This is a genomic window from Fodinibius roseus (assembly GCF_900129315.1).
Lineage (GTDB): Bacteria > Bacteroidota > Rhodothermia > Balneolales > Balneolaceae > Fodinibius > Fodinibius roseus.
In genome coordinates this window covers 304,028-316,852 of the sequence record NZ_FQUS01000001.1, presented here as the reverse complement: position 1 = coordinate 316,852, position 12,825 = coordinate 304,028, and the positions used below count along the sequence as shown (strand labels likewise).

11 protein-coding genes are annotated in these 12,825 nt (G+C 49.9%); 8 read left to right on the top strand and 3 right to left on the bottom strand.

From position 1 onward, the window contains the following. Positions 1-182 precede the first annotated feature (182 nt). Together BUB16_RS01300 and BUB16_RS21335 are read left to right on the top strand one after the other, a co-directional pair. Entirely contained in the window at positions 183-1,475 is a 1,293-nt protein-coding gene (locus BUB16_RS01300) for a serine hydrolase domain-containing protein (protein ID WP_073059002.1), read from the top strand. Between the two features lie 205 nt (positions 1,476-1,680). Then, positions 1,681-1,839, top strand: coding sequence for a hypothetical protein (locus BUB16_RS21335; protein ID WP_170864236.1), 159 nt, complete (start codon positions 1,681-1,683; stop codon positions 1,837-1,839). 30 nt (positions 1,840-1,869) lie between these two features. Here BUB16_RS21335 and BUB16_RS01295 read toward each other — a convergent pair whose 3' ends face one another. Both BUB16_RS01295 and BUB16_RS01290 read right to left on the bottom strand, forming a co-directional pair. Continuing rightward, on the bottom strand, positions 1,870-2,172 hold the full coding sequence (locus BUB16_RS01295) for a hypothetical protein (RefSeq protein ID WP_073059001.1): 303 nt from the start codon (positions 2,170-2,172) through the stop codon (positions 1,870-1,872). A 173-nt stretch (positions 2,173-2,345) separates the two neighbouring features. Continuing rightward, positions 2,346-3,875 (bottom strand): N-acyl-D-amino-acid deacylase family protein, encoded by a 1,530-nt coding sequence (locus tag BUB16_RS01290; protein WP_084087940.1) that lies wholly within the window; start codon positions 3,873-3,875, stop codon positions 2,346-2,348. A 333-nt stretch (positions 3,876-4,208) separates the two neighbouring features. On the opposite strand from BUB16_RS01290, the gene BUB16_RS01285 reads away from it, so the two are divergent. The 6 genes from BUB16_RS01285 to BUB16_RS01260 all read left to right on the top strand — a co-directional run bounded on the left by BUB16_RS01285 (position 4,209) and on the right by BUB16_RS01260 (position 12,584). Beyond that, positions 4,209-4,529, top strand: coding sequence for a hypothetical protein (locus BUB16_RS01285; RefSeq protein WP_073059000.1), 321 nt, complete (start codon positions 4,209-4,211; stop codon positions 4,527-4,529). Positions 4,530-4,646: 117 nt separating this feature from the next. Continuing rightward, positions 4,647-5,171: a hypothetical protein gene (locus BUB16_RS01280; RefSeq protein WP_139240139.1), complete on the top strand. Its 525-nt coding sequence runs from the start codon at positions 4,647-4,649 to the stop codon at positions 5,169-5,171. 183 nt (positions 5,172-5,354) lie between these two features. Further along, positions 5,355-7,592, top strand: coding sequence for a TonB-dependent receptor (locus BUB16_RS01275; protein ID WP_139240138.1), 2,238 nt, complete (start codon positions 5,355-5,357; stop codon positions 7,590-7,592). Between the two features lie 273 nt (positions 7,593-7,865). Continuing rightward, positions 7,866-10,271 (top strand): TonB-dependent receptor, encoded by a 2,406-nt coding sequence (locus BUB16_RS01270; RefSeq protein ID WP_073058998.1) that lies wholly within the window; start codon positions 7,866-7,868, stop codon positions 10,269-10,271. A 298-nt stretch (positions 10,272-10,569) separates the two neighbouring features. Next, positions 10,570-11,430 carry an LEA/WHy family protein gene (locus tag BUB16_RS01265; protein ID WP_170864235.1) on the top strand — a complete coding sequence of 287 codons (861 nt, stop codon included), beginning with the start codon at positions 10,570-10,572 and terminating at the stop codon, positions 11,428-11,430. Between the two features lie 185 nt (positions 11,431-11,615). Continuing rightward, positions 11,616-12,584 (top strand): phosphoribosylaminoimidazolesuccinocarboxamide synthase, encoded by a 969-nt coding sequence (locus BUB16_RS01260; protein WP_073058996.1) that lies wholly within the window; start codon positions 11,616-11,618, stop codon positions 12,582-12,584. Here the strand turns inward: BUB16_RS01260 and BUB16_RS01255 are convergent. Further along, positions 12,568-12,813 (bottom strand): anti-sigma factor, encoded by a 246-nt coding sequence (locus BUB16_RS01255; protein ID WP_139240137.1) that lies wholly within the window; start codon positions 12,811-12,813, stop codon positions 12,568-12,570. The two genes, BUB16_RS01260 and BUB16_RS01255, sit on opposite strands and share 17 nt — an antisense overlap. Positions 12,814-12,825 lie beyond the last annotated feature (12 nt).

Sequence of the window (12,825 nt, the reverse complement as noted above, 5' to 3'; positions counted from 1 at the left end):
AAGAAGTGATTGAAAAGATGAGCAAATTCACGGGACGGGCAGCCAGTATTCGCGGGTATATACATGATCCTTTTGATATATTCTCAATTTGCACTTAAAGCTGATCCTGTTAAATTAGTAGGGAGATTTTCCCCTTGTGCGGGAGTACTATTTCTACTTAACCCAAATACCGAGCATAGTTTATGTTAAAGCCGAAGTACCTGTTTACCTGCCTGTTCACCGTGTTTGCATTCACGGCATTTTCGCAGACCCCGTCGGTCCAGACGTCTCCTCCCCTCGTCGAAGGCGAGGCAACCAGTGAAGGGATGTCGGAAGAGCGGTTATCACGCATTGACATGATGTTGGAAGAAGCCGTGGAAGACAAGCAAATCCCGGGGGCCGTCGCACTGGTGGCGCGCAATGGAACCATTGTCTATCACAAGGCTTTTGGAACGGCCGACAGCGAAACCGGAAGAACCCTGAGGGAAGATGATATTTTCAGGATAGCCTCACAAACCAAGGCTGTTACCGCAACGGCTGTCATGATGCTCTGGGAAGAGGGAAAATTCCGTCTGGATGATCCCATTGCCAAATATATTCCCGGATTTAAGGATGCCCAAATACTCGATTCATTCAATGCCGAAGATACGACCTATACAACCCAACCGGCTGACAAGCCCGTTACTATCCGGCATCTTTTAACCCACACTTCCGGCATCGGATACGGTATGATTGACGGTGATGACCGTTTCAGAAAAATATACCAAAAAGCGGGTGTTACGGATCTCTTCACGACCAAAGATATAACCATAGGAGAAAGTGTTAAAAAACTTGCTAAGCTTCCGCTTCATCATCATCCGGGAGAAGCATTTACATATAGCGAGGGACTTGATGTTCTGGGCTACTTCATAGAAAAAGTTTCCGGCATGCCGCTTAATGAATTCTTTCGAAGCCGTATCTTTAACCCTTTGGGCATGGAGGATACCTGGTTTTATCTACCCGAATCTAAACATCGTCGCCTGGTCCCGGTGCTGACCAAAGAAGGGGACAGCTGGAAACACTATCCGGTCACTTTTTATGATCCGGACTATCCCGTGGAGGGCGAAAAACAGTTCTATTCCGGGGGAGCGGGCCTCTCCAGTACTGCAGAAGACTATGCTACCTTTCTCCAGATGTATCTTAACAAAGGTGAATTGAACGGGATGCGGCTACTCAGCAGGACCACCGTTGAATTCATGATGAAGAATCAAGTAGGCGATCTCCGGGGAGGTGGACAGGATTACGGGCTGGCATTCGGACTGGTCAACCAAAAAGGAGAAATAATGGGGGGACAGGGCAGTAAAGGGACATTCTATTGGGGAGGGTACTTTAATACACAGTATTTTGCCGATCCGGAGGAACAGGTTATCGGTATTCTGATGAAACAAACCCAGGGCACTTCCGACGAGACAAGCTGGAAGTTCAAGCAGCTGGTCGGTCAGGCTATCGATAATTAACACATCCGGTTTTCCTTTTATTATGACCTGTGAGCATTGTGACATACACTACGGCGACCCACAGGCTGCCGGGCGCTGCAGGCATGTGGTCAGCTAAAAAGATCTACATAGTCTGAAGGGACCCGTCCAACGGCAAAACCGGCTGCCTGGTGAACATTGCTACCATTTTTTAAGAGCGTCAAAACATTCATAAAAAAATACGGGCATGTTTTATTTACTATTAGGCTTGGCGATGGGCACTTTTGTAGCGGGACTCATTGCAAGAATTTATACCCGGGAATCCAGCTGGCTCCCTTCAAAATACCTGTTCGGACTCAGCCTGTTATTCCTTTTAATCGCACTTTTCCTGAACCTGGGAGGATGAATAAACTTCTCCCGCCCCTCATAAACCTTACTACTTATTTGACTTCCTGCGCGAAGAATCCTGTTTTGAAGCTCCTATGACGGGCATGTTGTAAAGCCATTTCTCAGAAGGCGTCCAAACGAAACCTTTGTCTTCATACTGCTTGGGATTATAAATGGGCATTTGAGATGGAGATCGATTCTCTTTGGGTTTATCCTGGTAGAGCAAACCATAATCTGCGATATTCACCATTAAACTATCATCCTCGGTGTTAGCTTCATCAGTACCCTGGGCCCATGAATTTGCGAAAAAAAATAGAGAAAGTGCGGAAGCCAGCAGAATTATCCGGTTCATAGGACAGGGAATTTGTTGGAGTATCTATTTCAATAAACAAAACTTTCTGTACAGATAAAAGTTGGCATGCAATCCTTTGCAATATCCCGTCCTGAATCGTTGGATTTTAGCATCTATAACCTATAACAAGGATAGATCAGGTTCTGCGGAAGCTTAAAATACCCGAAATGATATTAGCGTAAGCTTTTTGATAGGACCCGCCCCCGCCTTTTATCCCGAAACGTCCCTCCTTCCCTGACCACCTGACCATTTATCATAATCCAGTCAAAACCTTCAGCCTCCCGATGAGGATTTTCGAAGGTGGCCCGGTCTCCCACCTTTTCAGGATTAAAAATAAGCAAATCGGCCTTATGACCACTTGCTATCGTCCCCCTGCCCGTTAGGCCTACCGTCCGTGCCGGCAACCCGCTCATCTTGTGGATAGCCTCTTCCAGGCTTAACATCTCTTTCTCCTTAACATAATAACGGATTACTTTGGCAAAGCTGCCGTAGCCGCGCGGGTGCCGCATCGTGGGACTCCCGTCAGAGCTGATCATGACCCGGTTACCGGTAACCAGGTGATCCTGCAGCTCCTGGTCCATCACAAAATGAGCAGCCGAGGCCGACCGGGGGCCCATTTCAAGCAGCAGGTCAACAGGTGACAGGCCCTGCTGTCGGGCCGCTTCCTTTAGCGTTCGCCCCGCATACTTTCCCGATCCGAACAGTATGGCGGCGGGACCGTTACGCCGGGCTACTTTATCCGTCAGATAGCTTCGCAGTGCTTCAGGTCGTTCAAGCAGGGCATTCTTCCACTCCTCATTGGTCTTCGCCCAATCAGGAAATACAATTCCTATACCGGTATAACTTGCCGAATAGGGATACAAATCCGCTGAGATACGAATCCCCCTTTTACGAAAACCTTCCATATAGTCCAGAATCTCTCCCGCACGATCTGCTCCCTTGCCGTACACCACTTTCAGATGCGAGACATGGACATCAGTATACTTTCCCGGTCCCGCCAACTCGTCAAGCGAAGCCTCTATTTCAGCATCGTCTTCGCTGCGCATGTGACTCATTATAATCCCGTCCTCTGCTCCCACCACCTCAGCCAGCTGCTCCAGCTCCTCCTGACCGGCATACAAGCCCGGTACATATTCCAGTCCCGTACTCATGCCAAAAGCGCCTGCGGCCAGATCAGCTTTCAACAGCTGTTCCATCTCCTGCAACTCCCGTTCCGTTGGATATTTCTTCCCCACCCCCGCCTTGTTGCGGATGCTCCCGTGTCCCGATAAAACAGCAATATTTACGGCCGGACGAATGTCCGCTACTTTTGCACACCACGCGTCCAGCGAACCAACAGACGGAGAAGAGCCATCCTGTCCCAGTACAACCGTCGTTACGCCCATCGCCAGGAAATTTCGGAACTCCGGCGTTTCAAGCGGATTACCGTGAGCATGCGGATCGATAAATCCCGGCGATACGATGTGGTCGGAGGCATCCACCCGGTTTTGAACCCGGATGGTATCCGGATCCACTTCCCCTACAAAACTGATCTGATCCCCGCTTATCAAGATATCAGCCTCGTACGACTCCCGCCCCGATCCATCGACAACCGTCCCCCCGGAAATATGCCAGTCCCACGTATCCTGGGCTAAAGCGGGTTTACTTATAACCAAACCAATGAATATCGAAGCAAGTACAAATAACGTTCTATATACAACCATGGAAAAGATCTGAAACTACTATATCGTTATATCACAAGATATGGATTTCGCTCAGACATGCTACAGGTAGTCTAAGCTTTCTCTTTTCGTGAACTCTTAACATGTGTTCATTGTATCACCGGTAGTTGAGATAATTTAAAGTAGCAGTAATAATATTAAATAAAAAACAGGTTATATCCGTGCAAATCTGCAGCCGCATAAAACCGCCGGGTACCTTACCGTCCCGGCAACAAGGAAATCATATGCTGGAAATATGATAATTTTTTACGTACTTCGGTTTGGCATAAATACGTTAAAAGCATAGTTTTATGCACAAGAAAATAATGATGTGAGATGAAACGTAGCCTGCAATCCAAAATAGGTCTGTTTTTACTGATGCTTACCAGCATCGGGCTGACCATCTCTACGCTTCACTCGCACCATCATCTTGAGTGGAACCACTCCTCCGATTTTACTGATACGGGACATTGTCTTTCGAAAGACACGGCGGTCTGCCCCATTGTCGGTTATATTTTTGAGAAGGAGGTTCTTTCTGCCTCCCGGTCAGGTAATATCTTTTTTAGCGTTAAAGAGATTATCACAGAAGAGAATAACACAATAGACGACGCCTCCACCGTCGTATCCCGTGGACGATCCCCTCCTGCTCTGATATAGATCCCTTTCTCTATTCATTTCACAATCTCGTTATACGGGTCCGTAGAAGGTCCACCCGACCTTGCAGCGGTCATACCGTATCACAATTACCTATTATTTAAATCTATTTTCAGAGCTATGAAGACTTTTCAATTACTACCCATGCATACTGTTTTACTGTTAACCCTTTTCAGCGCCCTCCTTATTACCGCTTGCGGCGACAATCCCGCCGGGGGCGATGATGATGAACATGCCGATCCACACGGACTGGAACTTGTCCATAATGGACAGGTAATCTTAGAATACACAGAGGGGGAAGGGGTAACCGAGCACACCCAGCGGCACTATCTTGTCGGCGAGGAATACCTTTTTGAGGTACATTTCCTCGATGAGAAGGGCGGCCATGTCCACGATGAAGATCTCGGCGAGGAGTATTCCCTGGGATGGGACATCGAAAATAATAACGTCTTAGCCATTGAACAACACGAAGAAGACGGGCGATGGAGTTTTTATTTGGAGGGGTTAGAAGAAGGAGGCTCAAAAGTACAATTCAAGCTCATGCATGGTGACGATCATGGAGACTTCCAAACATTTCCCGTGGAGCATGAAAACGCCATTGAATTCCATATCGATGCCGTTGATACTGGCGAGCACGAGCACTAATCCCCGGCCGATTTCCATGATGTGGTTGGCGCATTCCAGCGCCAGCCGCATCATATAATTTATTCCAACCGGTCATCTTTCCGAATCGCTATTCTGATTCGAACAATTTTATCACCGATAACATATTTCCCTGAATCCATGCACTTAACAAAATATTTATTACTGTCAATATGCTGTTTCGGAATGGTCTTGTCTGCAGGTATTGCCTTTGCTGCTCCCCTTCCCCTCCCCGAACCGGAACTACAGACCGGCACTCTTGTCGGAACGGTTATGGACCGCGAGACCTCCGAACCGATTAGTTTTGCCTATCTGTATCTTGAAGAAGCCAATCGCACGATCACGGCCCACAGCGATGGGACGTTCGCTTTTTCCAATATTCCTGCCGGCAGCTATACCCTGCGTACCACACGAATCGGCTATCGAACGTCCACCCGGCCCGTTGAGGTAACAGCGGATGATACCACGGAAGTGAAGATTAGCCTGAATCCCACCGTATTCAGTTCCGGGGCGGTTGAAGTGGTCGGCACACAGGGTAATGGCAGGGGGGCAAATCTCGAACACGCTTCCCAAACGATTTCGGGGACCCAGCTGCGCCAGAACCTTGGCTCTACCCTATCTGCCACCCTCGATGAGTCGGCCGGCATCAGCTCCCGCTCAATGGGAGCCGCTCCGGCGCGACCGGTCATCCGTGGACTGGGAGGCGAGCGTGTGCTCATTTTGCAGGACGGCGAACGCACCGGGGACGTCTCTTCCCAGTCGGCCGACCATGCCGTGACGATCGATCCCATGGCCGCCGAAGAGATCGAAATTGCCCGGGGTCCCGCTGCCCTCATCTACGGCTCTAACGCTATCGGCGGGGTGGTCAATGTAGTGCGCAATCAGATATCCCGAAGCATGCCAGATCATATCCACGGCACCGCTACGCTTCAGGGAGAGACCGTCAATACCGGGGGAAATGCCGCAGTGGAAGCGGGTATACCCGTCGGAAGCTTTGCCGTGCAGGCCGATTTGAATTACCGGACGACCGGCGATACGGAGACGCCTGCCGGAACCCTGGAAAATTCAGATCTCACATCCACAAACAACGCCCTCGGTATCAGCTATATTCGTCCCTGGGGATACCTCGGGGGCGCTACCAGCATGTACCTGAACAACTATGGCATCCCGCCTGATCCCGAGGGGGGCCATGCCAGCGGCGTGGACATCGAGATGGAGAAATATCAGCTTGAAGGAGCCTCGGAACTGTACCTCTCCAACAGCGCTTTTCGCTCTGTTACCGCCAACCTTTCCTACAAGCATTATTTTCACAAAGAAATTGAATCCGGGGGTATCACCGGTACGGAATTCGGTGTGCTCACGACCAATGCTTCGGTGAAAGCGCATCACCGGGAGCTTGGCGTGTTCTCCAAAGGAACCATGGGTATCTGGGCCGAGACCAAAGACTACGCCGTAAGCGGGGCCCGTACCCCCGATTCGGATGCAAATAGCTTTTCCGCTTTTGTCGTAGAAGAAGCCGATTGGGGTGAGCTTCATCTGGAAGCCGGGCTTCGATACGATTTCAACCGCATGGTTCCCGCTGAGGAGGACCCCGACTCGGATATCGGACATATCCGCAGCCGCACGTTCCAGGCCCTGGCCAGTTCCCTGTCTGCTATTTATCACGCAGGAAGGGGCTATTACATCGGGAGCACCTTTATGCACTCCTACCGTCCCCCGTCACAGGAAGAGCTCTACTCGGAAGGACCGCACCTGGCGTCCTATTCCTATGAAATCGGAAACCCGGATCTCGATCCCGAGCGCGGACTGGGCAAAGAGCTCTTCCTGCGATATCGGGGGGACGATATTTCAGTCGAGATTACGGGTTATCACAATGCCTTTGCCAACTATATTTATCCCCGTAATACCGGCCGGCAGAATACCCGGTTTCCCTCCCTCAACGATTACCAGTTCGAGGGGGCGGCCGCGCGGATCTATGGAGCGGAAGCGTCCACAGAAATTCAGCTCTTCTCCGGTATAGCTTTCAACGGGATATTCAGTTACACCCATGGGGAACGTGACCTGACCCCGCAGGAACAGGAACTAAATCCCGAAACCCCCGGGGTCCAGCCCCTGCCTATGATCCCGCCTTTGAAAACGACGGTCGGACTTACCTACGCTCGAGGGGGATTTCAGATGGGTGGGAAGCTGCGGATAGCCGCCAACCAGGACCGGACGGGCGACTTTGAAACGCCGACGGATGGGTACCACACCTGGAATATGTTCGGCCAATACCGCTTCCAGACAGGAAGAACACTACATACCATTGCCCTTAATGCCGAAAATATATTCGACACCACCTATCGTAATCATCTGTCCCGTATCAAGAATCTCATGCCGGCTCCCGGGAGAAATATCTCCCTTTTATATCGCACCTATTTCTGATGAATTAAACCTCTGCAATCTGATATTCAAAGAAATTTAGCAAACCATGGAACACAACATGACTACCTGTTATAAGCCTTTTAAAACCAGCAATTTTAATCAGGTTCAACCCCTGAGTGCATTTAAAACATAGCATATAAAGCATATGTAAAGATGTTGAATGTACGATGATGCCGATATTGGCCAAAGACGGTTTCGCAATGAATTCTGTTACAATTAAGATTTTAAATGTTAACTAAATTCAGCTCCCGATTTACAGCTGACCCGTAAATTATGAAAAACCTATATCGACCTATTCTACTTCTTGCACTTATAACAATCGGCCTTATAGGATTAACCGTCCCCCCCGTACTGGCCCAAACGGCCTCGGTCGAAGGCACCGTTAGGGATCCCGCCGGGAAGCCACTTGCGGGGGTCAATGTGGCTTTGCCGGATCTTAGGAAAGGAACCTCCACCAATGCAGACGGCACATACCGAATTACCGATCTTCCTGCGGGCTCCCATGCTATCACATATTCTTTTGTGGGATATAATACGCACACCCTGCAACTATCGCTTGACGACGGGGAAGTGCAGACGCTGGATGTCACACTGACCCGGGAAACGTTACAGACCGAAACGGTCACAGTCACCGGGACGCCCTATGAATCAGACCCGCTGACCACCCCCGCCGATGTGGATGTGTTGACCGGAGACACGAAATTTTCCCGCCAGCAAACATCGCTGGGGGCCTCCCTTGATGAATTGGCCGGCGTTTCAACCATTTCCACCGGAAGCCAGACGGGAAAACCGGTCATTCGCGGACTCAGCGGAAGCCGCGTGCGCGTGCTTGATGACGGCACGGCCATGGATTACCAGCAGTACGGCGTGCGCCACGGACCCAATGTGGATCCCTTTACGTCTGAACGCATCGAAGTGGTTCGCGGAGCCGCCAGTGTTCAGTACGGTTCTGACGCCCTTGGCGGGGCGGTTAATGTGATCTCTAATGCACTGCCCGATGCGACTGACGAGGCCCCCTTTTTGCAGGGAGAAACCCTGGGAGAGTTTTCGTCCAATAACGATGAACTCGTGGGCGGGGTGCACCTGAACGGGGCCGTTAACCGCTGGGGTTTTACCGGCACGATTATTCGTCGCACTGCCGGTAATATGACCGCCCCGGACGTGCCCACCTTCCGGGAGAGTGACGATACTTCCGCTCCCAAGTTTTCAGGTGAACTCGACCATACCGACTACGACCAACTCAACGGCAGCCTGGGCATCGGCTATCAAACCGGAATAGGACAACTGTCCGCCGAGTATACCCGATGGCAGAATGAGCATAATTTTTTGTTGCCCAACGGAAGAGGACTGGGACAAAACCTTGAAAACAACACGCTCCAAATTGAGGGGGATCTCGACCTGGGACACGATTTTACGCTCAGCCCGCAGCTTACTTATTCAACGAATTTACGCCAGTCCAATCCAGGCGGTGACCAAGCCGAGCCGCGCAGCGGGCTGCCCGACGACGGATATGCCCATCTTGATGTTCTGCTCGACAGCTATACTGCCAGGACCGAACTCAAACACCCGGGATTAGGGTCTTTTTCCGGGATGCTCGGTCTGGAGTATAAATACCAGGACCAGGAGACCAGAGGCGCTGAGCCCCTGGTGCCTTCCGCCAAAATACATAATATAGCCGCCTTTGTATTCGAGCAGGCCGAACTGGATAACCTTACCCTCTCATTCGGGGCGCGGTTCGATGCACGGAACCAGCAGGCGCAACCTCATCCAGACCTGAATTTGCCTGACTATAATGCCGGGGAAACCGATGAGGTGCTGGACCAATCCTTTTTTGAATTCAGCGGGTCGCTGGGTGCCACCTACCAGTTCACCAAACAGCTGGCTATCGCTGCCAATATCGGACGCGGATTCCGCGCACCCAGCCTCTTTAACCTGCACGCGGATGGCGTGCACGGGGGAATTGCAGCATACCAGCGGGGCAACCCCTACCTGGATTCCGAGTACTCGCTCAGTACCGATTTCTCCCTGCGCTGGCGATCGAACAAGGTGCAGGCCAGGGCCACGGTCTACCGCAACGCCATTGACAACTATATGTTTCTCGTCAATACCGGGGAGTTTGCCGATCCTGATAATGAGGGACCCCCGATTTTGGAATTTGTGCAGGGTGATGCCCGACTGGTGGGAGGCAATGCCGATATTAGCGCCCGGCTGCTTCCCTGGCTGCAGCTTTCCGGTACCTTTGAAACCGTTAAGGGGGAGAACGTGGAGGACGATATTTCCGAAATTGACGATCTGCCCCTGTTACCTCCCACCAGGCTTAGCGGAAAAGTGAGCATCATACGCTCATCACTGGGCCAAGCAGAAAATCTTTTCCTGAGTCTGGGTGTGCAGTATACCTCATCCAAAGAGGCGGCGGGACGCTATGAACCGTTCTGGCAATTCGGGAATTCCCCGGAATTCAGTGATTTCGGGGTAGCCTCGACCGATGCCTATACTTTGTTTAATGCCACCCTGGGAAGCGACATTCCGTTATGGAATCGACCGGTTTCGCTGCAACTGTCGGCCAACAACCTGCTGAATACCGCCTACCGGGATTTTCTCGATACCTATAAAGGATATGCATTGAGCCCGGGACGGGATATCAGGCTCAGGATTAAAATTCCATTTCCCGTGCTATAATGGGCTCCGTTCAAACCCTGCCCGTTTCTTTTCCTGTAATGGAGGGTGATCCCGGGTAAATGCATGACCGGTTTGTTCGGAGAACAGATTTATGTACTTTTCATCCTGCTTTAACCCGGATTTCTTGGTGAGAAATCCGGGTTAACATCTATTGATCAATCAACTTTTTTATCCTTTTACCAATGAAAACACAAATGGTCTCTTTACAGCAGAATCTTTTTTGTTCCTCTTCCTTAGAAATTTAACCGACAAGCGGTTATATATAACTAATTTACCTACTTAAATGAATGACGGTGCTATGAAGATAAAAACATATATCTCCCTTTTGCTGCTGTCGCTGCTGCTAATCGGTGGCTGCAGGACTCTGCAGGACTTTGCCAACAGCATCCGGGAACCCCGATTGTCCGTAGAGAACGTACGGGTTACGGGATTTAATTTTCAGCAGATGGAGTTGACATATGACATCAAAGTCGAAAATCCCAACTCTGTAGCCGTACGAATGCTGGGATACGATTATAACCTGGACCTGAACGATAATGCCTTCATCAGTGGTAATCAGTCGCAAAAAACAGAAATTGAAGCTTCCGGCGAGAGTATTTTCCAGGTGCCCATGACGCTCAACTTCTCGGATGTCTATCGCACGGTATCGGAATTATCCGATCAGGATGAAACCTCTTACCATTTTTTAAGCCACCTTCGGTTTGACCTGCCTGTATTGGGTGCTACCGAAATTCCGGTCCGAAAGCAAGGCTCCATCCCCCTGCTCAAAAGGCCAAAACTGGATGTTCAAAATCTTGAAATCAAGAATTTAAGCCTCAGCGGTGCCGATGTGGTCCTAAAACTGGCTTTTAATAATCCCAACGGCTTTGGGCTGGACATCAACCAGCTGACCTATGACTTGCAGGTTAATGGCGACCAGTGGGCGGATGGTACGGCGCTGCAGGATGTCACTATCAGGGAAAACGGAATTACAGAACTGGATATTCCCATTTCATTGAATATCAGCAAGATAGGCATGTCAGCCTACCGCATTTTATCCGGATCGGAACCCCTGGATTACCAGCTGAAAGGGCATTTTAAAGTTAATGCCCTGCACGAACTACTGGGAAGCACAAACCTTCATTTGAATCGCTCAGGCAAAATACCTGTCGGCCGATAATTTAATTTCAATTCTTATGAACTTTTCCGATTTTCTATTCGGCCAATTATAATTCAACGCCCCCAACCCCGATACCAAGCCATTGGGGTGTTATATCGACTTTACCCTGCAAACGGTATTTGGTATTTCCGGCTCAACAGGTTGGGTGATCGGACTATCTAACTACATAAAGCTAAGTTTTTATCGTGGATAACTCATCTATTACCCCCCAAGTGCTTGACAACTGCATAACCAAAACAGACGTACCGGGGACAGCCCCTCCCTATCGCGGCAAGGTACGGGATGTCTACTCCCTGGGGGACGACAAACTGGGTATTGTGGCCAGCGACCGCATTTCGGCTTTTGATCACATTATGAAGCAAGCCATCCCCTATAAAGGGCAGATTCTCAATGCCCTCGCTGCTTTTTCTTTCAGTAAAGTAGAGGATCTGGTGGCTACTCATATTATTGATGTGCCCCATCCCAATGTGACGATTGCCAAAAAATGTGCCCCTATACCTATTGAGGTTGTCATTCGGGCCTGTCTGACAGGACATGCCGCCCGGGTATATAAATCAGGCAGACGAACGCTTTGCGGGGTGGAACTTCCGGATGGAATGAGAGAGAACCAACAATTTGAGGAGCCTATTTTAACACCCGCAACAAAAGCCGAAGAGGGTCACGATGAGGATATTTCAGAGCAGGAAATTCTGGAACGCAATATAGTGGATTCCGACCTCTGGAAAGAAATAAGAGTAAAGGCATTCCGGGTATTTGAGCGGGGACAGAAGATCGCCCGGAGTCAGGGATTGATTCTGGTAGATACAAAATACGAATTCGGACTATACGACGGAGAAGTAACACTCATTGACGAGGTTCATACGGCCGATTCCTCGCGTTACTTTTATGCGGACGAGTATGAAGAGAGGCTAAGGGAAGGAAAGCCACAGAAACAGCTGTCCAAAGAGTTCTTGCGGGAATGGCTGATGGAGCAGGGGTTTCAGGGAAAAGAGGGACAAACACTTCCCGATCTTCCTGATTCATTCAGAAAAAAAGTGTTTGAACGGTATGCAGAACTTTTTAAAAAACTCACAGGGAACGCATTCGATCCCACCCCTGTCCAGGTTGATGAGCTCAATGAAAAGCTGCGATCCATATTCAGTGATTATCGGTAGCAGTAAGTGAAGACGTGTCCTTCTCTCCGACCGGTAATTCAAACTGGGCAGCCATGCGCGACAACGCTTTTTTGCCCATCATGGCTTTCCGAACGAATTCACGTTCTTTTTTATTTCTGGCCAGATATTCTTCAAAAGAACGGTGCTCAGCTCGCCCCAGCTTTCCATCCAGGTAATCTGTGAGGAACTCCGTGAGTATATTATCACGATCAAACTCGGTAATATCCATAAAAAGAGGGTA

Coding starts and splice junctions, on each gene's coding strand:
- BUB16_RS01275 (WP_139240138.1), top strand. CDS start 5,355: ATGGTCTTGTCTGCAGGTATTGCCTTTGCTGCTCCCCTTCCCCTCCCC.
- BUB16_RS01265 (WP_170864235.1), top strand. CDS start 10,570: ATGAAGATAAAAACATATATCTCCCTTTTGCTGCTGTCGCTGCTGCTA.
- BUB16_RS01285 (WP_073059000.1), top strand. CDS start 4,209: ATGAAACGTAGCCTGCAATCCAAAATAGGTCTGTTTTTACTGATGCTT.
- BUB16_RS01270 (WP_073058998.1), top strand. CDS start 7,866: ATGAAAAACCTATATCGACCTATTCTACTTCTTGCACTTATAACAATC.
- BUB16_RS21335 (WP_170864236.1), top strand. CDS start 1,681: ATGTTTTATTTACTATTAGGCTTGGCGATGGGCACTTTTGTAGCGGGA.
- BUB16_RS01255 (WP_139240137.1), bottom strand. CDS start 12,813: ATGGATATTACCGAGTTTGATCGTGATAATATACTCACGGAGTTCCTC.
- BUB16_RS01280 (WP_139240139.1), top strand. CDS start 4,647: ATGAAGACTTTTCAATTACTACCCATGCATACTGTTTTACTGTTAACC.
- BUB16_RS01300 (WP_073059002.1), top strand. CDS start 183: ATGTTAAAGCCGAAGTACCTGTTTACCTGCCTGTTCACCGTGTTTGCA.
- BUB16_RS01295 (WP_073059001.1), bottom strand. CDS start 2,172: ATGAACCGGATAATTCTGCTGGCTTCCGCACTTTCTCTATTTTTTTTC.
- BUB16_RS01290 (WP_084087940.1), bottom strand. CDS start 3,875: ATGGTTGTATATAGAACGTTATTTGTACTTGCTTCGATATTCATTGGT.